Source organism: Bacteroides sp. HPS0048 (genome assembly GCF_964240755.1).
GTDB classification, from domain to species: domain Bacteria; phylum Bacteroidota; class Bacteroidia; order Bacteroidales; family Bacteroidaceae; genus Bacteroides; species Bacteroides nordii.
In genome coordinates this window covers 83,439-105,934 of record NZ_CAXSVC010000002.1, presented here as the reverse complement: position 1 = coordinate 105,934, position 22,496 = coordinate 83,439, and the positions used below count along the sequence as shown (strand labels likewise).

Genomic DNA, 22,496 nt, shown 5'->3' with positions numbered 1-22,496 from the left:
TCTTTGCAAATTGTAAACCTAAACGCTCATTTATGTACACTAATAAGCAAATTTGGAGTGTCAGTTACCCGATACTTCTTAGTTTACTGGCACAAAATGTTATTAATGTCACTGACACCGCCTTTCTCGGACGTGTTGGCGAAGTAGCACTCGGAGCTTCGGCTATGGGTGGACTTTTTTATATCTGCGTTTTTACTATTGCTTTCGGTTTTAGCACCGGTTCGCAAATTGTGATTGCCCGCCGCAATGGCGAAGGTCGCTATTCTGACGTAGGACCGGTAATGATACAAGGTGTTATGTTCATGTTACTGATGGCATTGCTATTATTCAGCTTTACAAAAGCTTTTGGGGGCAATATTATGCGGATGCTGGTTTCTTCCGAATCCATATACGATGCCACAATGGAATTTCTGGACTGGCGTATCTACGGATTCTTCTTCTCGTTTATCAACGTAATGTTCCGGGCACTTTATATCGGCATTACGCGTACAAAGGTACTTACCATCAATGCCGTCGTCATGGCACTGACAAACGTAGTACTGGACTATGCAATGATATTCGGACATTTCGGCTTCCCGGAAATGGGTATCAAAGGCGCTGCCATTGCCTCTGTAGTAGCAGAAGCCAGTTCCATTCTGTTCTTCCTCATTTATACGTATATCACCGTCGACCTGAAAAAGTATGGCCTGAATAAATTACGTTCTTTCGATCCTCAGTTACTGATGCGTATACTTAGTATCTCCTGCTTCACTATGTTGCAGTACTTCTTGTCAATGGCTACCTGGTTCATATTCTTCGTAGCTGTAGAAAGGTTGGGACAACGTGAACTTGCCATTGCCAACATTGTGCGAAGCATATACATCGTAATGCTCATTCCGGTAAACGCACTGGCCACCACCACTAACAGCTTGGTCAGTAATGCCATTGGTGCAGGAGGCATACAATATGTGATGACACTTATCAATAAAATAGCCCGTTTTTCATTCTTTGTTATGCTGGCATTAGTCGCTATCACCGCAACATTCCCGCAAGCCATGCTCTCCATCTATACAAATGAGGCTGCCCTGATAGCCGAATCAGTTCCATCTGTCTATGTTATCTGCGTTGCCATGTTGATAGCCTCCGTAGCCAATATCGTATTTAACGGAATATCCGGTACTGGTAACACACAAGCCGCCTTGTTACTTGAAGTTATAACTATCGTCATCTACGGTTCGTATATAATCTTCATCGGAATGTGGCTGAAAGCTCCCATTGCATGGTGCTTTACCATTGAGATTGTGTACTATACATTGTTACTCACCACAAGCTATATTTACTTCAAAAAAGCAAAATGGCAGAATAAAAAGATATAAATACAAGAGATTTTTGTACATTTGCATCCCGGTTTACCACAGAAGATACAGAGGGGACAGTTTTTTAGTGAGTAGCGATAAGTGATTAGTGATTAACAGGCTGCACTATCATGCTGCATGATACTAAATTACTTATCGCTATTCACTACTCCCCTAAAATTTTGTATCCTCTGTGGCAAACTGATCTATAAGTTTAGTAATCAGTAATTAGTATAAAATATGTTCGATAATTTAAGCGAGAGACTGGAGAGGTCGTTTAAGATTTTAAAAGGTGAAGGTAAAATCACTGAGATCAATGTAGCAGAAACACTGAAAGATGTGCGTAAAGCCCTGTTGGATGCCGACGTTAACTACAAGGTAGCGAAAACTTTTACCGATACAGTAAAAGAAAAAGCGTTGGGACAAAACGTACTTACTGCTGTGAAACCAAGCCAGTTGATGGTGAAAATCGTTCACGACGAACTTACTCAGTTGATGGGTGGAGAAACCGTTGAGATTGATACAGATGGTCATCCGGCTGTTATCCTGATGTCCGGTCTGCAAGGTTCGGGTAAGACTACCTTCTCCGGAAAGCTGGCCCGGATGCTCAAAACTAAAAAGAATCGCAAACCGTTGCTCGTAGCCTGTGACGTGTATCGTCCTGCTGCTATCGAACAGCTTCGTGTACTGGCTGAACAGATTGAAGTGCCGATGTACTCTGAACCAGATAGTAAGAATCCGGTAGAAATTGCACAAAATGCAATTAAAGAAGCTAAAGCCAAAGGATACGATCTTGTAATCGTCGATACAGCCGGGCGTTTGGCTGTAGACGAAGAGATGATGAACGAAATTGCTGCTATTAAGAAAGCCATCAACCCGAATGAGATCCTTTTCGTGGTAGACTCCATGACCGGACAAGATGCTGTTAATACTGCAAAAGAATTTAATGATCGCCTCGACTTCAACGGTGTAGTATTGACTAAGCTTGACGGTGACACCCGTGGTGGTGCAGCACTCTCTATCCGTTCGGTTGTCAACAAGCCCATTAAGTTTGTAGGTACAGGTGAAAAGCTGGATGCTATTGATCAGTTCCATCCCGCACGTATGGCAGACCGTATCTTAGGTATGGGTGATATCGTTTCACTGGTAGAACGTGCACAAGAACAGTACGACGAAGAAGAAGCAAAACGTCTGCAAAAGAAAATTGCCAAGAATCAGTTCGACTTCAATGATTTCCTTAGCCAAATAGCTCAGATCAAGAAGATGGGTAACCTCAAAGAGCTTGCATCTATGATCCCTGGTGTAGGAAAGGCCATCAAAGATATTGATATTGACGACAACGCTTTCAAGAGCATTGAAGCCATCATTCATTCTATGACTCCTGCAGAACGTTCCAATCCGGAAATACTGAATGGTTCACGCCGTACCCGCATCGCTAAAGGTAGTGGTACAACTATTCAGGAAGTAAACCGCCTGCTGAAACAATTTGATCAGACCCGTAAAATGATGAAAATGGTAACTGGCAGCAAGATGGGTAAAATGATGCCAAAAATGAAACGCTAATCTCCTAAGGAGTAAACGTTTGACTTTGGTGTTTTTATTTTGTGACCTTGGTTCGTTAATCATAAAGCAGATTGAAACAAAACCAGTATATAAGGAGAGAGCTATGGCTTTCTCCTTTTTTCGTACCATTAATTCACAAAAAAGTTCCAATCAAACCGATTTCAAATAAAAAGTGAGTGAGTTTCACATATAACCGTTATTTTGATGAAATACCCGTTCCTCTTCCCCAAGCTTTTCGCTCCATTAATAATCTATAAATCGGCTATTGACAAAAAATGAATTCCTTTTGGCTGATTCAGTTATTTATTTTACTTTTGCCCATCACCAAAATACTATTGAACATGACCCTTATAGATGGAAAAGCCATTTCCGAGCAAGTAAAGCAAGAGATTGCAGCTGAAGTGGCAGAAATTGTAGCCCACGGTGGCAAACGTCCTCATCTGGCTGCTATCCTTGTTGGCCACGATGGAGGGAGCGAAACGTATGTAGCTGCCAAAGTAAAAGCCTGTGAAGTTTGTGGCTTCAAATCTTCCCTCATCCGTTATGAAAGTGATGTGACAGAAGAGGAGCTGTTGGCCAAAGTACGCGAACTCAATGAAGATGCGGACGTAGACGGCTTTATCGTACAATTACCCTTACCCAAACACATCTCCGAACAAAAAGTAATCGAAACCATCGATTATCGGAAGGATGTAGATGGCTTTCATCCCATCAACGTGGGACGTATGTCCATCGGATTGCCTTGTTACGTGTCTGCCACCCCGAACGGTATTCTTGAACTGCTAAAACGCTATAAGATAGAAACTTCAGGGAAGAAGTGCGTAGTACTGGGACGCAGTAACATTGTCGGTAAGCCCATGGCTGCCCTCATGATGCAAAAAGCCTATCCGGGCGATGCAACAGTGACTGTCTGCCACAGTCGATCCCACGATTTGGTAAAAGAATGTCAGGAAGCCGATATCATCATTGCCGCTTTAGGACAACCGAATTTCGTAAAAGAAAATATGGTAAAAGAAGGTGCAGTAATCATCGACGTAGGTACCACACGTGTACCCGATGCTACCAAAAAATCCGGTTTTAAGCTGACAGGCGACGTTAAATTCGACGAAGTAGCACCAAAGTGCTCATACATCACTCCTGTGCCGGGAGGTGTAGGTCCGATGACTATTGTTTCTTTAATGAAGAATACATTGTTGGCGGGTAAAAAAGCCATCTATAAATGAGAAATATCTCTTTGGTAATCCTCTTCTTTCTCTCCTACTCCTGCACATCCATGTCGCAGGAAAGGAGAGATTCTGTTATTAATACTTCGGATTCTATTTCCTGTCAAAAAGATAGCATTATCACCTCACGGCTCACCCTCCTCTTTGCGGGAGACCTTATGCAGCACCAAGCGCAGATTAATGCCGCCCGTACCTCTACAGGATACGATTATTCAGATTGTTTTAAATTCGTTAAGGAAGAAATAAACCGGGCAGATATCGCAATTGCAAACCTTGAAGTAACATTGGGTGGAAAACCCTATCGCGGCTACCCAGCCTTTAGTGCACCGGATGAATATCTTTTCGCCATTCGCGATGCAGGTTTCGATGTTTTGATAACGGCCAATAACCATTGTCTTGATAAAGGTAAAAAAGGATTAGAGAGGACCTTGCTAATGCTCGATTCATTACAAATTCCACATGCAGGAACTTATGTCAATACTGAATCACGAGAACAGCAATACCCTTTATTGCTGGAAAAAAACGGCTTTCGCATTGCCCTTTTAAATTATACTTATGGTACAAACGGTATCAAAGTAATCTCTCCCAATGTGGTAAACTATATCGATAAGGCAGTAATGGCACAAGATATTGAAGCTGCCAGGGCACAACATCCCGACGCCCTCATTGCCTGCATGCATTGGGGTGATGAATATCAGTCACTTCCCAATAAAGAACAAAAGAATCTCACAGACTGGTTATTACAGCAGGGAGTTACCCACATTATCGGCTCGCATCCACACGTAGTGCAACCCATGGAGCTCCGTACGGACAGTATAACCGGAAATCAGCATGTGGTAGTCTATTCTCTCGGAAATTTCATCTCTAATATGTCTGCCCGGCGTACTGATGGTGGTTTACTATTTAAGTTAGAACTCGAAAAAGATAGTGTCACTCGTGTAGCCAATTGCGGTTATAGCTTAGTGTGGACATCACGTCCCGTTCTCTCCCGAAAAAAAAATCATATATTATATCCCATTAATTATCCGGCAGACTCACTTTCTGTTACAGAGCGTAACCACCTGAAAATCTTCATAAATGATGCTCAATCACTATTTAGGAAGCATAACAAAGGAATAAAAGAGTACACTTTTTATTAAAAAAATCTCATGGAATATTTGCAGATTAAAAGTTTATATCTATCTTTGCACCGCGTTAGAGAAACGCAAACATGGTGGATGTAGTTCAGTTGGTTAGAGCGTCAGATTGTGGTTCTGAATGTCGCCGGTTCGAGTCCGGTCTTCCACCCAACAAAAACCCTTGTAAGTTAAATACTTATGAGGGTTTTCTTTTTGTTGGTAGCGGTTATTTGGAGACTGAAATCAGGCTAAATTCTACCTAATATTCCTTGTTGTTGACCTATTGTTGACCCCAAATTAATAGATTAAAATGCTAACAATCAAGGCAGAAGTCCAACGAGACAAACAAAGAAGTGACGGAACTTACAACGTCAAAGTGAGATTTACCCAAGACAGAAAGGTTAAAAGACTATCAAGCAGTCTGTTTGTAACCTCTAAAGATTTAACCAAGTCCTTCAATTTCAAGGAAGGAACTACTGTAAAAAAAGAGGTAGATAAGCTAATCAATACCTACCAAGAGAAATGTGCCAAACTCCAGTTAGAGGTAAATCACTACACCTTAGATGATATTTTAGCCTTCCTCAAATCAGACCGAGAACAAACACAGCCAATAGACTTCATTCTGTTTTGTAAGGAATGGCTAGAGACGACAGCCATCAAAGGAAAGAAGAATTATCAGTCTGCCCTCAATTCCTTCATAAGCTATTTAGGCAAGGAGCATTTAAAGACGGATGAAGTGACCTCTCAACTTCTAAATGGCTTCAAAGCTCACCTCAATCTCAAAAGAGAAAAACAGGTGCTTCAATTACAGAAGCAGGGTAAACGAATACCTTCCAATAGGATAGTTTCACTCTATTTGGGAAGCATAAGACATCTCTTCAATGAAGCCAAAAAGAAATACAACGATTATGATAAGAACATCATTCTGATACCTCACTCTCCATTCGAACACATTGAAGTCCCCAAACAGGAAGCTACACGTAAACGAGCATTAACTGCAGAAGTAATTAATCAAATATTAATGTTACCCTATATCTGCAATGCCAATGGTAAGGAAAGAAACTGCCCATTTAATCTAGCTAAAGACTGTTTCATTCTTTCCTTCTGTTTAATGGGAATGAACTCTGTTGATTTACATAGTTGTGATGAAATTGAAGAAAACGTAATCACTTATTATAGAAGTAAAACCACAGGAAGAAGGCTTGATAAAGCAAAGATGAAAGTTAGCATTCTCCCTATCCTATCTTCTCTCATAAAGAAGTACAAAGATTACACAGATAAAAAAGTATTCAGATTCTATCAAATGTACAATACAGCCAACAACTTTAACAGGGCCATTAATGCAGGTTTGAAAGAAATAGGCAAATTGTTAAAAGTAGATGACTTAGAATTCTATGCAGCCCGCCACTCTTGGGCCACCATTGCTCTCAATAAAGTTGGCATTGATAAGTACACAGTACACTCGGCATTAAATCATGTTGATGAGGCAATGAAAGTAACTGATATCTATATTGAAAGAGACTTTATTAATGAAAACCAAGCTAATGCCAAGGTTATAAAATATGTATTTGGAAGGATGTAATTATCGTTCTGCAATTTGTAATGCTGTTCTGTTGTATATATATAATAGGACAGCATTATATATTTTATGTAACAAGCCATGCATTCTTTTACTCTCCTTCCGGTAGTAATTAATTTACTTTCTTTTCCATCTTACGCTACCATAAAGTTACCATTTTGATAATAGCACTATAATAGTACCATTCTCTTCTCTCTTATCAAAAAAGTCTGTTTCGCCGTTCAAATCCCTCGAAAGCTTGATATATGCATGAAAACAAATATTATATTATCTGGTAAGAAAGATAGTTCTATATCAGACCGTCAGGTAAGGGATTGTCCTGATGTCAGCGAAAAAACAATTCCACAGAAAATACCCAGAAGATATCGGGAAGATATCAAGAGATTACAGGAGAGATACGATCTGCATGAAGGCTTGGTCATTAATGTGTCTCTCAAAGATTTCAAGGGCATATGTGAAAGGGATTATCCAAAGATCGAAGCATACTTGGGATTAAGGAAATATCTGCTTACGTACTTTCGGAGTAACCCTGAATATCAACTCACAAAAGACTAAGAGTGGCTTGGATAAAAATACAGCAATAACACAAAAACAATAGATACACAGATGGATACAATAGTAATTAAGAAATCGGAACTCATAGAACAGATCAGAGAGGATTTTAAACTTTGGGAAGAAATGTCACCGGATATCGACGAAGGCTATTTTGACGAAGAGGACGTACAGTCTTATCTGAATTTCCTGATAGAAAGACATCATGCCGAATGGATTGTCATAGATGACACACAGGAAGGAGGTGATGTATGAAAGAGCTTTTCAATATAATCCCCAATTCGACTGGTGACGGATTCAGGATGCAACTCAGTACGGGAGTAATCGATGTCCCGGATGATAACGGAGGCTATATCATTTCCTCAGGTTGTGGTAGCGGTAAAACAGAGTCAATCAAGAGTCTGATCCGACAGAAATATAACTCGGGGATTCTGTATTGTGTCGATACCCGTGACGAACTGGGCAAGATGTATGACTGGATTCTGGCTAACCTGGTGAACAGGGAATTGGGGTATGGTGATATATTGAGAGAAAGTGACGTTATGATCATATCCAGTGACAAGGAGCGTTCATCCTTTCTGAATCAATACAGGGACAATCCCGAGATCCTTATGGAGAAAAAGATTATCCTGATCACACATGTACGTTTCTGGACTGACCTGATCAATTATTTCCTCATTTACCGTCCCCAAGTACCCGTAGATTCATTTGACGGGGATTTCAGGAAACTAATGGTACGACCGGATCTTAGACGGTATATCCTGTTTGACGAGACTCCCACATTTATCAGACCTTTCGTGGAATTCGACCGGACGATACTGGGAGTATTCAGTAAAACCGATGATACGGGCAATATCATTTGTATGTCACCGGAAGAAATCGGGATTTATTACGACCATTTCATCAGGAATACCAAGAATGATCTTTTTAACCAGTCTTACCGGATTAACCGTATTAAGCGTGATGTGGCATTAAACCTGATTCCGCAGTATTATGATTCATGGATGCTCTCGGAGAGTGACAAGGCAGGCATCACATTCTATCCCGTTGACCTGTGTCCTTTGGGAGTCTACATAAATACGCATGTACTGATCTTCGAAGGTGCAGGGGATCTTTTGTTCAAGGACTCCAGAAACTTCAGGCTTCTTGATGTGGACCGGAAATATAACTGTGTGACTGAATTCCGGAAAATAGACTTCGGACTGTTCAGAAGAAATCTCAATCCCCGACGTTTTGACGAGTTTACCAACCGTATAGCCATGCTTATAAACAAACCTACCCTGGTCGTATGCTGGAAGGATATCAACGGGGGTGACGACGGTCCGGGTAAATCAGAATATGCAGAACAACTCAGTGAGGCTTTACTACTAAAGGGTGTCCCCAAGGAACTGTTCACTGTTACTTATTATGGTTCTTCAGATAACAAGAGTACCAATAATTACCGGGATATAGACCAGATTGTAATGTGCGGTGACTGGACCTTGCCGAATATAGAATCAGCCAGAATACGTCGGGCTTATGGAACCACTACCGATACACAGAATCAGAAAGACTGGTTCTTCAGTCAGTTAATCACAAGAATAGGCATAAGAAAACACGACGGTGGTACTTATACGGTATATTATACGGATGACTTCAAGTATGATTTCATAGGTAGAATGTATGCGTACTTCAATGAGAACAGGGTAATCAGTTCGTCACATAGCCGGGAATCATCTGACTGGAAAAACAGGTTGGATAGAATGAATATCCGGAGTAACCTAAAGAACGAAATTATACAACTGGCTATGGCTGATGAGGATATGAGAAATGCTATCGGTATGGACTGGGAATACACCAAAGAGGTCAGCTTTGATTATCTGGAGAATTTGGGGATAAAGAGAAGTGCAAGGGAAAGACGTAGATACAATAAACTGATAAGGGTGTTAGAGAAAATCAAAATAACCTTACTTATCGAGTAGGTAAAGAAGGATTGGGTATAGTGTTCCAGCCTGCCCTTCCTTCTCTAAAACCATACTATAATACCTTACCCGCTTTTTTTCAATGGGCTAGTTAAATTATATAAGGAGTAAAAAAAAGCGGGTAGATATAAATAATAAATAGAATTGATAAATAAAATTGAAAATAGAAATAGTAGATAAATATGAATAATAATTATAAGTTACCCGCTCTTTTTCAATGGGCTAGTTAAATTATATAAGGATCAAAAAAAAGTAAGTAGACAGTTAGTAAATAGAATTGGTAGATAAGAATAAATAACATTATAAGTTACCCGCTTTTTTTCGATAAACTAGTTAAATTATATAAGAAGTAAAAAAAAGGAGGTAGATAAATAATTATAGAATTGATAGATAGAAGCAATAAATATGATAAATCATAGATATACAAGTTTTATAGATTAAATAGACCGCTACGCTGTCTCTCAAAGTGATACAGAAAAAAACTTTAAACATTTTATCTCTCCTTCTCTCATCACTTAGGAAAGAGCACGAAGTGGTCTCTCTCTTGTTTATTTGATTATTTATTTATATTACTTTTATTCCAGTCTATTACCATAAATACTGAACATAGCACCTCCAATGAAAAAGAGTGGTTATGTGTAGAGAGAATGACAATAATAAAAATCCCAAATATGATGATTAACAAAACAGTCAGTTACTACAATAATGCGGATGATTCAAAAAGTAAAATCCGTTATAACCTTGATTATGTCCTGGGTATGATCAGGGATAATCAAGAACTGTTCCAGCAAACGGTAAGACTCAGATCTATGCCGACAGAAGAAGAATACAAGCAGGCGAAGAAGTTGTTACCAATGATTGCTCCCTCTGGCGTATTTGATTACCGGAATGATGATCCGGAAAATCTCAGGGAATATTCCAATGTGTTGGTTCTGGATTTTGACCATTTCCAAAGCCACCTTGATGCCGGAGAATTCAAGAGAAACCTAATTGATAATGCAGACCGTCTTTATATCTATGCACTTTGGTTTTCACCGAGTGGATTAGGAGTAAAAGTGGCAATGATTCATGATAACACAAACCCTATGTATCATAATGAGCTCTTCAGATGTATTAGAGAACAACTCTACCCAGGAGTAGCACAGTTTGATGATAAATGCGGTAATCTTAGCCGGACATTTTTCCTAAGTTCGGATCCGGAGATCTATATCAATCCGCAGCGGGATTCTCTTACCCCTTATCATTTTGAGCATTCCCCGTCAGTGAGGGCAACTCCTATAAAAAGCTATAATCAGGGCTACATAAGCAATAGTTTTACTCATACCTTGGCAGAAATAATCCAGAATAATTGTTTTCAGATACAATGGAAAGACAAGACACTGATCAATTACATAGATAAGAAGTGGCGCCTGGAATATCCTGAATCCTACGAGGACGGTCACAGGCATCAGTCTATCCTGTCAAGAGCTAAATGGTTATGCAAGTATGGTGTGCTCTATGAAAATGCATTGGCATATCTCACCGGAACATTTGGCTTGCATGGGATTGATAAAGCTGATATAGAAGCTATGGTTATCAATAATTATAATGCCAACAGAGGAGACTTCGGAAAGGACAGAATGAGGTTGTACCAGAAAAAAGAAGAGGGCAGGAATTATAGGAATCAAAAGCTGAAAGGAAACGGATAACAGCAAAAAAGAAACTAAGAAAAGAAGTAAACTACAACTGGGCTCTCAATACGCTATCGCGGAAGCGTATACCTGCAGACCTATTCCCTTTAAATTATCAATGCTCCATATACCTTCATATGTGTCAACTCTTCAACGTAAACTCAGATAATTTTATAGCATACCCCAAAGAATCCCACTCAACATATATCTCAGAATCATCTTTATGTTCAGTGATCATAATACTACAAGATGGATTGATATCTGATAAAAAAGAATAGGCGCTAATAGGCAATTGATATGTTTTATCCACTCCAGCCTCTGTTAGAATAAGCAGGAAATCTGACCTGGTTATAATAACATCTTTTATTGTATATTCATTATTACGATTACTAATACCTAAAAAATTCTCTAAAGCATTTTTATAAATGGTTTCCCCTATACCTTTGTCAAACTTAGTAAATATACGACTCCAGATTTTTTCGTTTATTCCCTTAGGCTCGGACAAGTTTACTTGATACATTGATAATGGAAGTTTATGAAGATTTCCTGTATCCGGATTGGGAGTAATTTTTAATATTCGGTCATCAGAGTCGTAGTCATAAAGATAATGGCAAAATTCCTTTTTTTTATTAACCATTTTGCTAGTCTGTAAAATTGGGTAATCTTCCTCTGTATCTATTGTCCAAAACTGAAAGACACACATATCTTGGGCTTTAAACGTGTTTGTATCTTTTCCTGTTTCAAGTTGAAGTAATATGTAATATCCATTGGTAGCAGTATTAAAGTTGTTTTCAACCATCAACCATGCCTGGACTCCTTCTTGATAGCTTGTCTTAGGGATTATCCAGTAGCTTCTGGCGGGCCAATTTAAAAGTTGAAAGCATTTTATGGCAGTATTGATAAATTTTGGATCTGTATAATAACGCAATATCAAGGTCCCATTATATAACAACCACCATATGTTTTTATTATCTTTATTTCGCTCCGCTAATGATTTTAGATTACAAGCTGCTTGATGTGCCATATTATTCTCAGGATATAGCGTATACAAGAAACTGTCCAAACGATCCAGAAACTTATATAGTATTTGTTCCGTAGCCCTCCCATATGGATCATAGCCCTTCGCTTTTATATAAAACAATACTGCCATCCCCCAATAAACATCCGGTTCGTCCCTTCTAAAATCTTTAAGTATTGGCACAAATTCCTTGTTAAACTTATCGGAATTATAGACATATATATCATCTATCAAAGATATAAGCACATTTTCTATCCACTCCGGATGTTTGGTATTCATTTCGGGGAGGATGGCATTATGGAAAAGTTTAGTGATATAGCAAACCCGTCCAATAAAATAAGGTATATCATCTGTGATATGGAACTCTTTTAACAGTTTTCTCCAGACATCATGTACCACCCTAAAAGAAACCTTTCCTTCCATGACACGATAAATGGTCATTTTCCCTTTGTATGCAAGTCTTTTTGCCAGAGCAGAAGGAGACGGAGCAAATATTCTATTCTCTATCAAACATTGTAGTATTTCAAGTTCGTCATTCATAAAACAGTATCATTTTAGGGTGATTTTGAGACTTTCTTATCTTCTCCATAAAAAACGTTCTCAAAATCCTTTTATAAGAAAACATATAACTTTATGTTTGCATCAAACAATTGGTAAAGGTAAAAAAATACTCAAATAAGAGCGTCATGTTCAAAACAAAAATGTATATTTGCAACATCTGGTTAGAGAAATGACCGGTGTAGTGAAAGCGTTTTTGCCACACATCCTGAAAAACGAAATCGCCAATTTCAAAATCAGAAGGATTACGGACATGACGCTCATCTGTTTTGTATATGTTGTTTAGCTTGTGCTATATCTTCATACCAGAACGGCGTGAGAGTATTGTTTTTATTCATTTCTGATTAGGCGTTTGGCGATGCCTGTTTTTCGATGAATAGCAGACAAGTCCTCACGCCTTTGCTTTTATACGAATCTAATGCTGAATTCCGGGGACTTATAAGCGTATAATAGTTGATATATTATGGCTTTACAATCACTTACCTCTATCTTTAAAAGCAATCAGTCGGTGTTAGGAACAAAGTTACAAGGATTAAAATTACCTTCTGATTCTTCACGCATTCAGGGTATTATCAATGATTATCTGAATGAAATGTTTAACAATGAGGGAGATTTTAGACAGGGGCTTACACAGTCAGAAGATTATATACTACAAGCTGCCCTTTCTTTGTTAAATGCTCAGCAGTCTATTACAAAAGAAATAACTCCGGATATTATTCTTCAAGAACCTAAGCCTAAAACACAATCACCAATAATTCAAACAGGCTTGAAGAAAGAACAATATCCCGTGACCTTGACTGGTACTGCCATAGGTGGCGGAATTGGCGGTATATTACTGGGTACATGGGGAGCAGTATTCGGAGCAATAGCAGGTACGGCGATTGTATTATATTATGCCTCTTCTGGATCGCAATCTATTTCTAAGATGCTTCCTGAGACCCTTGAAAAAACTAAAGTAGTACAGTCTCAACTGAATGTTGACTTGTTTCTCTCCATTATAAAAAGCATTTGTGAGAGCGTTGACTCTTTGATTGATACATTCAGAGCACAAATTAATAAAGTGGTATATAAATATGAAAACCAGGAGAAACCGACATTGGAAAAAGAATACCGTTTTTTACTGGAAAGCGTGCAATCCTTGATCGGGTATAAACGTGCCCATAACGAAGATGAAAAATTCTTGCGAAAAATTCAAGAACGCATTGAAGATATAGCAGAGGTACTGGATAATTATAATTTGACTGTTGAGGAGTATACAGAAGAACATAAAAACTGGTTTGATCTAATAGAAAATCCTAATACAACAAAACTTACCCAAGTATTGCCTGCTATTGTAAAAGAGAATAATGTTGTATTGAAAGGAAGAATTTTTATACCGGAAATTTTAAAATAAATATGGAAACTTATGTACAATGCCCTTATTTAATGACAATTGTGGACTACTACTTGATGTTAATCAGAACGATATCTGTATCGGAGATTTATTAATAAAATCAAATAAAAAAGATCAGGAGATATAATAATGAATACTTCAAATCAAAATATAAGAACGCACATCCTGCAAATGATAAAACAATGTTCTTCTTTTTCAAATTTAGAAGAAAGTAATAGTGTGGGATATGCTGGATTGAATCAGGATGAACTCAAAGAATTATTATACGAGACTTTTCATTCCCACTGCGGATTGGATAAAGTGGAATTTTTATCTTCAACCCCTATTAGCCAAGTAATAAATATAATAATTAGGAAAATGCCTGTTGGCATAATTAATGGTAGAACATATCAAATTTCTGATGAAACCAGTTGTTCTTATTCACAATCATGTGATTTTTCTGAACCAGCCAGTTCTTTTTCCACTTCCACTACGGACAACAACATAAATATGGATAAAAGACAAATTGAATATATAGTCGGTATTGACTTGGGACATGGTGAAACTTCTGCAGCTATTTGCCCACTACAATGGGATACACCTGTTGAACAATTAGATCCAGCCAAAGACCTTGAGATGGGTGGAAATAAAAAAGTAATCCCTTCTGCCATTACGGTTTTGGATAGCGGAGCAGCCTATATCGGAGACTCGGCTTTTAATCCCGAAATTCTAAAACAGGCAAATGTCAATGTTTGTTTTAAAAAAGCTCCCAAGGATATAAATGGAAAAGCAGAAAAGTTGATGATACGCTATATGCAAGAAGTATATCGCCGTATTCGTGAAAACAATTCCGCCATGTTGACTGACAATAATCATCTGATCTATATTGCAACTCCTTCCGGCTGGGATAAAACCACACAGGATTTATACCTGCAAATGGCCAAACGGGCAGGGTTACCTATTGACGGACTGACTAAAGAATCCAGGGCCGCATTTGTCCGGGCCCATCATGATGTAACATCCGGAATAGGAAAAAGTGTAGAAAAAGGAGTGGTTGTATTTGATATGGGATCAAGTACCTTAGATTTCACCTATATGGGGGCGGACGGGAACATAATAGACCACGGCTATGATTGCGGAGCATCATTCATCGAAAAAACGATTTTTAAGGAATGCGAAGATAAATATCCTGTTATCCACCGCTTCGAAGACAGTTACCCCCGTTTAGTACCATTTCTTCTCTTCGAGGCGCGAAAGGTTAAGGAGCAGGTCTATTTTGACTCGTCTTTGAGAGTTAAAAAGACGATAAATTTTGAGGATTTCATTGATGACGAAGCCTTTGAAGACGACCGTTTCAAGATCATGTTTCAACCGGGAGAACTCAATTCCCTCCTGGAACAAACAGGCTATATAAAAGATATAGAGAACGCAGCTTATGATTTTGTTACTAACCATATCAATAACGCTCCCATTCATGGCGTTTTTTTAACCGGAGGAGCATCACGAATGGACTTTATCAAACCGCTTGTGAGCAGGTGTTGGAACATACCGGAATCGCAAATATATAAAGACCAGGATCCTTCTTTGACAATTTCCCAGGGGGTAGCCGAAGTTGCCCGTATGGATTTACGGACAGAAGGAATAGACGATGGGTTGGAAGAAACGATAGACAGGCTTCAAAACAGTGATATTATTTATGATTCTTTCATGGAAAAATTTGCTTATGCCCTTTGGAACCGTATAACAGATGAAATAGGTGCTACAGCTACCGCATTTAAAGACTCGGAAGAAGACTATTCACTTTATGATTTACAAACTTCTATAACTGACAACGTTCAACAGGGAATAAAGGAAGTAACTCCTAATATCATTTCGTTTATGCAAGAAACAATATTGGAAAATACAGGCGAGATACAACGAAAAGTGGAAAATATCATTGCTCATTACTCGAATCAGGGAATAAATATTCCCAGACCAAATCTGAATATCAGAACATTTGATGCCGGTAATATTAACTTAAATGATATTTTAAATTCTATTTCAGAAAAAATAGCTTCTGAAAGTACCAATTGGGCGGGTGCTATTACCGGAGCAGCTATTGGTGGAGCCATTGCCATCTTGTTGGGCGGACCTCTGGCATGGCTTGTGGGCGGAGCGACATTCCTCGGAGAGATATTTTTTGGCAAATCCGACGAAGAGAAGAAACAGGCAGCCATGCAAAAGAAGCTGGGACAGAAGGACAGGCTTAATGTTTACAATTCAATTAGTGAAGAATGGGAGAATATTCAAGAAAATATCCGCCAGTCAATTTATAAATCCATTTCACGAAACAAAGCAATAAAGCAATCTGTCAGTCAGACTACTTTTCAACTATTACAAGGCTATAAAGAAAGTTTAAAAAAGGCACGAATCTTAATTGATTAGGAATATGGAAAATCAAATGCAAACATTAGAACCGGCTGCTAAAGTATTAGCTGCCACAGCATTGTCCCAATCACTATCTTTTTGTACAGAGCGTAAATATTTGGAGAAGATTGGAGACAAAAGTTTGAATGACATCTTTTCATTGGAAGCGATTCCTAGTACATTGAGGGAAGAAGCAGCTTGGATTGAAATCAGACAAATAGGCAAACCACTGGAAGAGTCGGCTGAAAGTTGTTTTACTGCCATACAAAAGATTCTGTACTCATGCTTTTTACCCAAAGAGACACAATTATTATTTTTGATTGTGGGTAATGGAGTCGAAACTAAATTATATCTGGGACTACGTGCCACAGGAGAGAATATACATTCCAAAAGCATAGTCAAATACTTGAATGAGTTTATAAAAGGTACATGGCCGGGATTGCAGACTTTAATTATATCAGAAGCAGATGCAAACCTGGCAAGGTTTAAGAAAGATGTATCAAATGATATTTTCGAAAATATTTATGCCTTGACCGGAATTCCATCTATGGAAGGTCAATATAAAAACCTGTACCCGGCTACGATAGACAAACTCATGGCTGGAATGAGTAAAAGTAAACATTATGCGTATCTGGTTGTTGCAGACCCTATTGAGTCAAACGATGCCGATTTCATGCTTTATCAATGCAGAGAGATGAATGGTCAAGCGGAATCATTAAAATCCATGAATGTGACAGAAAGTTTATCCAGAGGGACATCCGATTCCCATTCGACTTCCAACAGTTATACACATGGAACAAGCGAAAGTGTTCAGAAGCGGGATTTCTCAAAACTTGGCAAACTGGCATTGAAAGCTACAGGATTAGGCCTGGCCGCATCCGTGTTTCCGGCAGCAGGATCTTTACTCGACGGATTGTCCGATGCAACCGGAGCATTGTTACCTACAGCTGCAAATATGCTGGGAGCAACTGTAGGTTTAGCAGGAATAGGCAATATATTAACAGGTACAGCACCAACAAGGTCAACAAGCACATCCGAATCAACTACAAAAGGAACTACAGATACTTACGGAACGAATGAAAGTCAATCTCAAAGTTTAAGTAGAAATATTGTAAACAAGCACATTGAGGCTGTATCAGAACATTTGTTCTATCATTCAAAACGATTGGAAACAGGAAAAGCTATCGGTTTGTGGAAAGTCGGAACGTATCTTATGGCAGAAAAGAGATCGGATATTCAAGGAGCTGCTTTACAATTACGTTCAATATTAAGCGGACAGGAATCTATTTTTGAACCAATTCGTGTACATGACATTTCCGGTATTTTGGATGAAGAGGACAGAAATAATGGAAAGACTTTACGTGAAATGAGTTTAGCCCATCTGAATGCACCTACTTTGATGATTAATACCCGAAAAGGGAAACGTTTCGACCATCCTTTAGGTGAGCACTATAAGGAATTAAAGACTGTGCTTACAACAAAAGAACTTTCTTATTTAATAAATTTTCCACTTCGCTCTGTTCCAGGGATTAGCGTGATAGACAGTTCACCGGAGTTTAGTTTGAATCAGCCTGAAATCAATCCTGATGAAAGAACAATTGATTTTGGGAAACTGTTGTATGGTGGTTCTGAAACTGAAATTTCTTATAAATTGCCAATAAATCTTCTCTCCAAACACATCTTGCTATCAGGCATTAATGGGACTGGAAAAACAAACACAGTGCAAGCCATATTGAACAACCTGTCTGACAATGTTCCTTTTTTAGTTATAGAACCTGCAAAAACCGAGTATGTGGATTGGGCTGTTGAATATAATAAACAACATCCTGATAATCCTATTTCTATTTTTATCCCCGGATGTAAGTCTTATAAAGATAAGAGAAGCCGAGAAGAAATACTACTAAAACAATTAAAAATTAATCCTTTTGAAATAGTTTGGCTGAATAAGGAGCAAGAGCCTAATGTCCTGACGCATATAGACAGGTTAAAATCAACATTTGCTGCGGCATTCCCTATGTATGATATACTACCTGTATTAATGGAAGATTTGATATACACTGTGTATCAGAACAAGACTACGGATTGGCTTAATGAAACTCCGGTTTATAACCAGACACTTTCTCCTACATTGAATAGTATGAGTTTGGCTGTAGATTCAGTAATAGGAAACCGCCAATACGAGGAGCGAGTGGAACGGAATATGAAAGCCTGTCTGAATACTCGTATAGACAGCTTGAAACGTGGTTGGAAAGGTGAAATGTTGAATACTGTCCATTCCACGTCTTGGCATGAGTTGTTTGAAAAACCTTGTATCATTAACCTTTCTTATGTAGGGGATGATGTGGACAAGTCTTTCTTTATGGCGTTGATACTGCAATTCCTTTATGAATATTGTACGGCGAAAGCAGAGATAGGACTGGTTGATTTTAATGATAATGGTTGTAAACATCTGACGGTAGTGGAAGAAGCCCATCGGGTTATGATGAAATGGGAAAACCCGGAATTGCCGCAATATAAGTCAGCCATGATGTTCAGCAATATGTTATCCGAAATTAGGGCTTATGGAGAAGGACTGTTATTGGTAGATCAAGTTCCTACACGTCTGATTCCTGATGCAATTAAGAATACCAATATAAAAATAACACATCGCTTGGTTGCTGAGGATGACTGTAAGGCTATTGGGGAATCCATGGGTATTAATAAAGAACAACGTATGATTATTCCCAAGCTAATGGTAGGACAATGTATTGTTTCTACATCTTTATCCCCAGATGAACATTGGATTAAAGTCAAAAAAGTCAAGTAAGAACATGATAGAAGAATTTAGTGAAATAAGAGAAATATCCAGCTCGGAAAGAATGGAAATTTCTGAAGGGCTGAATAAGTTGCAAACTGAATATCTGAAGGAGTTGAATATTCCTTCAGATGTTTGGAATGACATGTCAAAAGAAGCACAATCCCAACAATTAGGTTTTATCTTGGAGCGTTTTAATGAGATTGACACTTCTAAAAACGTTAACAGAGAAGCGATTTTCTCTGAAATATATTCTTCGGGAATAATGGAAACCTATAAACAGTTGGAAGCACCGCAAGATTATATACAGATTGAACAAATCTCCGATATGTTTTCCGAATGTGAAGAACTTAAATACGGGAATTGGCAAAATCTGGAATTATCAGAAAAAGCAGATGTGCTTAATCAGTTGGAAGCAAAGATTGCAGAAATAGAACATAGGCAACCATGCCCAATTAGAGTACAAGAAATGCCTTCACATTTGTTTGGAGGATTTAATCCAGAATCCAAAACTATTGATATAAATAAATCTTACATCGAACAATCTGGTTATGACCATAATATGTTCAGGGAAGTATTGGACACATTAGTCCATGAAGGACGGCACGCTTATCAAGATTATAATGTAAATGTTTGCGAAATACATCCTCGCCATAGCGAAGTTGCAAGTTGGACAGAGACAATGGAAGGTGGTAAATGGGGGTATCATGGTGATACAAGTACTGTACTCGGACAACGTTTGTATGAACAGCAATCTATTGAAATAGATGCACGTAACTTCGCTATGGACGTATTGGACAAGTTTGAACAAAAACAAATAGAATGATGGAAAAGGATTATATATATAATGTATTGTTGGAAAGAGGGTATAATACTTATACAGCCCGTTTGGTTGCCGAAGAATTGTTAAAATTGCACAAGCCACTTAGTGATTATCTGGCATACTGGCTTGGTAATGAATCGTGTAGAAAAGATTTTGCGACCAATGGCTATTCTATTTTGCAACTACAAATGGAACGTCAAATGACTTATCCGGCGGCCTTATTGACAATGGAATGGCTGATGAATGAACCGGAAATAGCTCTCAAAAGTCTAAAACGTAAAATCAGATAATTAACAATAAAATTGAAGTAACTATGGCGACTTTTGTTTTAACAGCCCGACATGATATTGACAGATTGGGAGGGTTACATATTGACAGGGGACAACAATACACGATCAACATTAATATGATGGGAATAACTCCATATAATTTATTCAACAATAGCAGATGTAGGGACGCCCTCATACAACAATTCCGTATGAATGGGATAGACGTACCAAGTAGTGACACCGGAATATATAGCAAAGGAACTTGGAATATCAAAATGCTATGACACCCCCTGTCCATTGAGAATAAACTACCAAAGTAATCACTCCAGTTTCTGCGAATATCATGTTCAGAGGAAAAACAATTTTTAGGTGTACTCAATGTGGTAAAATTTTCGTAGCAACAGATATTGAGTATCATGCAACCATCTATTCTTGTCCTCAGCCTTGTAAACGTTGTGGTGGAATAAGAACTTTGCCGGTTTTGCATACCATATTCATTTCTGTTTATGAAAAGCTCTGGGAAGACATGAAAAAAAAGAATTAGATACACATTCTTAAGATATTCATAAGCCATAAACAAAAAAAGCAATAATACTCACACAAAAAGAGTACCTGAAACCAAAAGTATCCTGCTACTTGAATTACCATATATCAAGAAGTAAAGGGAATACAATGGCGGAAGGTACTTTTTATTTTTTCTTCTCACCTTAAAAAATGACAAAACTCTCTTAGGATCCCGCCAATTTCTAACTAATGATGAAAAAACAGCATATCTGCTATGTGGAGTATTATGAATTTATTCTTTGGTGGTCCTCCTGAGGAATCACTGAAGCGTCAGGTTGGAGAAAAGGCTTCTGGTCCTGATGTTAGCGAAAAAACAGGAAGCAGGCACAATGAGAAGTACGAACAGGATATTACAGCACTCAAGGAGAGGTTCGGAAACTCTTTTATAACCGGACTCTGTATCAAGATTACACTAAAGGAAGCACTGGGGATGATGCCACGTAACCGAAAAAGGGTTGACGCATATTATGGGCTGACCAGGTATCTGCAAGAAGAGTTCGGAATTACACTAACCATTTATTCACAAAAAACTAAACCAAACGACCATGAAAAAGATAATTTATAAAGGTACGATAGAAGAGAATGACTATAACCGTGTGAAAGACATAGACAGTGAGAACTATATAACCCCGAACGGAAAAACGGTCCTGCCGAAATTAACACAGATGCCGTTACGGGATCTCGCTATCCTAAATTTCACCAGTGAGAACGAACTGAAGAAATACTATACGGGCAATGAGGAGTACTTTTCATATTCCGTTGTAGAACTGATGCTTGATACAAGGATACAGGCCAGAAACTTGAGCAGACACAAAGTCAGCAGTTTTGAGGATGCATTGTATCTGCTTTATACCTATTCAGAGGAGATACCACAAGCAGACGATCCCAAATATCTGTCCATTCTTATTGCAGCCGACATATTGAATGTAGAGGAGGAGGATATCATAGAAGAGGCAAGAAGGGATAATAAGTTGTATTCGGACGAAGACAAGAACCTGTTTGTACCGGTCCGATGGATTGGGGACTGGTATAATGATGCTCTGGCTACTTTGGGGGTATCGAGTGTCATCTATATACAAACTGGGGAAACGGGGAAAGTTAAAATATTAATTGAAAGAGACCTGGAGTAATATGAAGAAGAAAGTATTTATAACGGGCAAGGTGTATGATTTGGGTACACTGGGAGTCAATGAGGTTGAAAATGAAGTTCAGGCGGATCTGGATAAGGTCTTTAATGCTGGTGGAGTCAGATTCCAAATGAGAGAAGTATCTGGGAAAACATTGGAACTGACATTTCTCCGTAAATACAGGGAGAGGGAAATAGACTGGCTGAATTATGATCCAAAGCTGATCTATAATATTGATGCTAACATAATCACAGGGCATAGTTTTAATGGTTTCAGGATACCGGATTACTGGGGAGGCGTTCCTTTCGGATATACGTTTTCCATGCCGAAGAGAGAATTTATAAAGTGCTATAGAAATTCGGCTATACTACTTGGGGCGGATCAGGTAAAGAAAGTTAAGATCACAGCACAACCGGAGAAGGTGATTATAAAGTTGATGTTTTAAGAGAAAGAGAGAAGATAGTTAGAAGCTGTCTTCTCTCTTTATTTTTTGTTTTTATAAAGGTACTAAGAAATGCAAAATTATCAACAAATATACCGTGGCAAATAGCAAACCCTTAAAAGT

General features: G+C 38.5%; 19 protein-coding genes and 1 tRNA gene. 19 read left to right on the top strand and 1 reads right to left on the bottom strand.

Going from position 1 to position 22,496, the window contains the following annotated elements:
• Window positions 1-32: 32 nt before the first annotated feature.
• The 10 genes from ACESQI_RS01715 to ACESQI_RS01670 all read left to right on the top strand — a co-directional run bounded on the left by ACESQI_RS01715 (window position 33) and on the right by ACESQI_RS01670 (window position 11,018).
• Complete coding sequence (locus ACESQI_RS01715) at window positions 33-1,355, top strand: MATE family efflux transporter (protein WP_002561164.1); 1,323 nt, start codon at window positions 33-35, stop codon at window positions 1,353-1,355.
• Between the two features lie 219 nt (window positions 1,356-1,574).
• Complete coding sequence (gene ffh / locus ACESQI_RS01710; protein ID WP_007486457.1) at window positions 1,575-2,897, top strand: signal recognition particle protein; 1,323 nt, start codon at window positions 1,575-1,577, stop codon at window positions 2,895-2,897.
• A gap of 341 nt (window positions 2,898-3,238) precedes the next feature.
• Complete coding sequence (gene folD, locus ACESQI_RS01705) at window positions 3,239-4,120, top strand: bifunctional methylenetetrahydrofolate dehydrogenase/methenyltetrahydrofolate cyclohydrolase FolD (protein ID WP_007486456.1); 882 nt, start codon at window positions 3,239-3,241, stop codon at window positions 4,118-4,120.
• Window positions 4,117-5,259: a CapA family protein gene (locus ACESQI_RS01700; RefSeq protein ID WP_025867931.1), complete on the top strand. Its 1,143-nt coding sequence runs from the start codon at window positions 4,117-4,119 to the stop codon at window positions 5,257-5,259. The genes folD and ACESQI_RS01700 overlap by 4 nt, the downstream gene beginning before the upstream one ends.
• A gap of 73 nt (window positions 5,260-5,332) precedes the next feature.
• Window positions 5,333-5,408 (top strand) — tRNA-His (locus tag ACESQI_RS01695).
• Window positions 5,409-5,548: 140 nt separating this feature from the next.
• Window positions 5,549-6,820 carry a phage integrase SAM-like domain-containing protein gene (locus ACESQI_RS01690; RefSeq protein WP_055171827.1) on the top strand — a complete coding sequence of 424 codons (1,272 nt, stop codon included), beginning with the start codon at window positions 5,549-5,551 and terminating at the stop codon, window positions 6,818-6,820.
• Between the two features lie 246 nt (window positions 6,821-7,066).
• Entirely contained in the window at window positions 7,067-7,372 is a 306-nt protein-coding gene (locus ACESQI_RS01685; protein WP_253280394.1) for a hypothetical protein, read from the top strand.
• A gap of 51 nt (window positions 7,373-7,423) precedes the next feature.
• Window positions 7,424-7,624: a hypothetical protein gene (locus ACESQI_RS01680; RefSeq protein ID WP_055171824.1), complete on the top strand. Its 201-nt coding sequence runs from the start codon at window positions 7,424-7,426 to the stop codon at window positions 7,622-7,624.
• Entirely contained in the window at window positions 7,621-9,330 is a 1,710-nt protein-coding gene (locus tag ACESQI_RS01675) for a hypothetical protein (protein ID WP_055171823.1), read from the top strand. Before ACESQI_RS01680 ends, ACESQI_RS01675 begins: the two co-directional genes overlap by 4 nt.
• Before the next feature lie 671 nt (window positions 9,331-10,001).
• Complete coding sequence (locus ACESQI_RS01670; protein ID WP_226812686.1) at window positions 10,002-11,018, top strand: BT4734/BF3469 family protein; 1,017 nt, start codon at window positions 10,002-10,004, stop codon at window positions 11,016-11,018.
• A gap of 124 nt (window positions 11,019-11,142) precedes the next feature.
• Here the strand turns inward: ACESQI_RS01670 and ACESQI_RS01665 are convergent, their stop codons facing one another.
• Complete coding sequence (locus ACESQI_RS01665; protein ID WP_055171820.1) at window positions 11,143-12,558, bottom strand: hypothetical protein; 1,416 nt, start codon at window positions 12,556-12,558, stop codon at window positions 11,143-11,145.
• Window positions 12,559-13,039: 481 nt separating this feature from the next.
• Between ACESQI_RS01665 and ACESQI_RS01660 the strand changes: the two genes are divergently transcribed.
• The 9 genes from ACESQI_RS01660 to ACESQI_RS01620 all read left to right on the top strand — a co-directional run bounded on the left by ACESQI_RS01660 (window position 13,040) and on the right by ACESQI_RS01620 (window position 22,376).
• Window positions 13,040-13,969, top strand: a complete 930-nt coding sequence (locus tag ACESQI_RS01660) for a hypothetical protein (RefSeq protein ID WP_055171818.1) — start codon at window positions 13,040-13,042, stop codon at window positions 13,967-13,969.
• A gap of 489 nt (window positions 13,970-14,458) precedes the next feature.
• Window positions 14,459-16,372, top strand: coding sequence for an Hsp70 family protein (locus ACESQI_RS01655; RefSeq protein WP_373125391.1), 1,914 nt, complete (start codon window positions 14,459-14,461; stop codon window positions 16,370-16,372).
• Between the two features lie 16 nt (window positions 16,373-16,388).
• Complete coding sequence (locus tag ACESQI_RS01650; protein WP_226812690.1) at window positions 16,389-19,160, top strand: ATP-binding protein; 2,772 nt, start codon at window positions 16,389-16,391, stop codon at window positions 19,158-19,160.
• A 4-nt stretch (window positions 19,161-19,164) separates the two neighbouring features.
• Complete coding sequence (locus tag ACESQI_RS01645; protein ID WP_055171812.1) at window positions 19,165-19,974, top strand: hypothetical protein; 810 nt, start codon at window positions 19,165-19,167, stop codon at window positions 19,972-19,974.
• Complete coding sequence (locus tag ACESQI_RS01640; RefSeq protein WP_055171810.1) at window positions 19,971-20,261, top strand: hypothetical protein; 291 nt, start codon at window positions 19,971-19,973, stop codon at window positions 20,259-20,261. The genes ACESQI_RS01645 and ACESQI_RS01640 overlap by 4 nt, the downstream gene beginning before the upstream one ends.
• A 23-nt stretch (window positions 20,262-20,284) precedes the next feature.
• Window positions 20,285-20,524, top strand: a complete 240-nt coding sequence (locus ACESQI_RS01635) for a hypothetical protein (protein ID WP_055171807.1) — start codon at window positions 20,285-20,287, stop codon at window positions 20,522-20,524.
• Window positions 20,525-21,018: 494 nt separating this feature from the next.
• A complete protein-coding gene (locus ACESQI_RS01630) occupies window positions 21,019-21,369 on the top strand; it encodes a hypothetical protein (protein WP_055171805.1) in 351 nt (116 codons plus the stop codon).
• Window positions 21,350-21,934, top strand: coding sequence for a hypothetical protein (locus tag ACESQI_RS01625; protein WP_055171803.1), 585 nt, complete (start codon window positions 21,350-21,352; stop codon window positions 21,932-21,934). Before ACESQI_RS01630 ends, ACESQI_RS01625 begins: the two co-directional genes overlap by 20 nt.
• Window position 21,935: 1 nt before the next feature.
• Entirely contained in the window at window positions 21,936-22,376 is a 441-nt protein-coding gene (locus ACESQI_RS01620) for a hypothetical protein (RefSeq protein ID WP_055171801.1), read from the top strand.
• The last annotated feature ends 120 nt before the right edge of the window (window positions 22,377-22,496 follow it).

Bases quoted from the DNA above. Each gene is read 5' to 3' on its own strand.
- ACESQI_RS01630 (WP_055171805.1), top strand. From the start codon at position 21,019: ATGTGGAGTATTATGAATTTATTCTTTGGTGGTCCTCCTGAGGAATCA.
- ACESQI_RS01700 (WP_025867931.1), top strand. From the start codon at position 4,117: ATGAGAAATATCTCTTTGGTAATCCTCTTCTTTCTCTCCTACTCCTGC.
- ACESQI_RS01620 (WP_055171801.1), top strand. From the start codon at position 21,936: ATGAAGAAGAAAGTATTTATAACGGGCAAGGTGTATGATTTGGGTACA.
- ffh (WP_007486457.1), top strand. From the start codon at position 1,575: ATGTTCGATAATTTAAGCGAGAGACTGGAGAGGTCGTTTAAGATTTTA.
- ACESQI_RS01670 (WP_226812686.1), top strand. From the start codon at position 10,002: ATGATGATTAACAAAACAGTCAGTTACTACAATAATGCGGATGATTCA.
- ACESQI_RS01680 (WP_055171824.1), top strand. From the start codon at position 7,424: ATGGATACAATAGTAATTAAGAAATCGGAACTCATAGAACAGATCAGA.
- ACESQI_RS01660 (WP_055171818.1), top strand. From the start codon at position 13,040: ATGGCTTTACAATCACTTACCTCTATCTTTAAAAGCAATCAGTCGGTG.
- ACESQI_RS01635 (WP_055171807.1), top strand. From the start codon at position 20,285: ATGGCGACTTTTGTTTTAACAGCCCGACATGATATTGACAGATTGGGA.
- ACESQI_RS01640 (WP_055171810.1), top strand. From the start codon at position 19,971: ATGATGGAAAAGGATTATATATATAATGTATTGTTGGAAAGAGGGTAT.
- ACESQI_RS01650 (WP_226812690.1), top strand. From the start codon at position 16,389: ATGCAAACATTAGAACCGGCTGCTAAAGTATTAGCTGCCACAGCATTG.
- ACESQI_RS01645 (WP_055171812.1), top strand. From the start codon at position 19,165: ATGATAGAAGAATTTAGTGAAATAAGAGAAATATCCAGCTCGGAAAGA.
- ACESQI_RS01675 (WP_055171823.1), top strand. From the start codon at position 7,621: ATGAAAGAGCTTTTCAATATAATCCCCAATTCGACTGGTGACGGATTC.
- ACESQI_RS01690 (WP_055171827.1), top strand. From the start codon at position 5,549: ATGCTAACAATCAAGGCAGAAGTCCAACGAGACAAACAAAGAAGTGAC.
- ACESQI_RS01625 (WP_055171803.1), top strand. From the start codon at position 21,350: ATGAAAAAGATAATTTATAAAGGTACGATAGAAGAGAATGACTATAAC.
- ACESQI_RS01655 (WP_373125391.1), top strand. From the start codon at position 14,459: ATGGATAAAAGACAAATTGAATATATAGTCGGTATTGACTTGGGACAT.
- folD (WP_007486456.1), top strand. From the start codon at position 3,239: ATGACCCTTATAGATGGAAAAGCCATTTCCGAGCAAGTAAAGCAAGAG.
- ACESQI_RS01665 (WP_055171820.1), bottom strand. From the start codon at position 12,558: ATGAATGACGAACTTGAAATACTACAATGTTTGATAGAGAATAGAATA.
- ACESQI_RS01715 (WP_002561164.1), top strand. From the start codon at position 33: ATGTACACTAATAAGCAAATTTGGAGTGTCAGTTACCCGATACTTCTT.
- ACESQI_RS01685 (WP_253280394.1), top strand. From the start codon at position 7,067: ATGAAAACAAATATTATATTATCTGGTAAGAAAGATAGTTCTATATCA.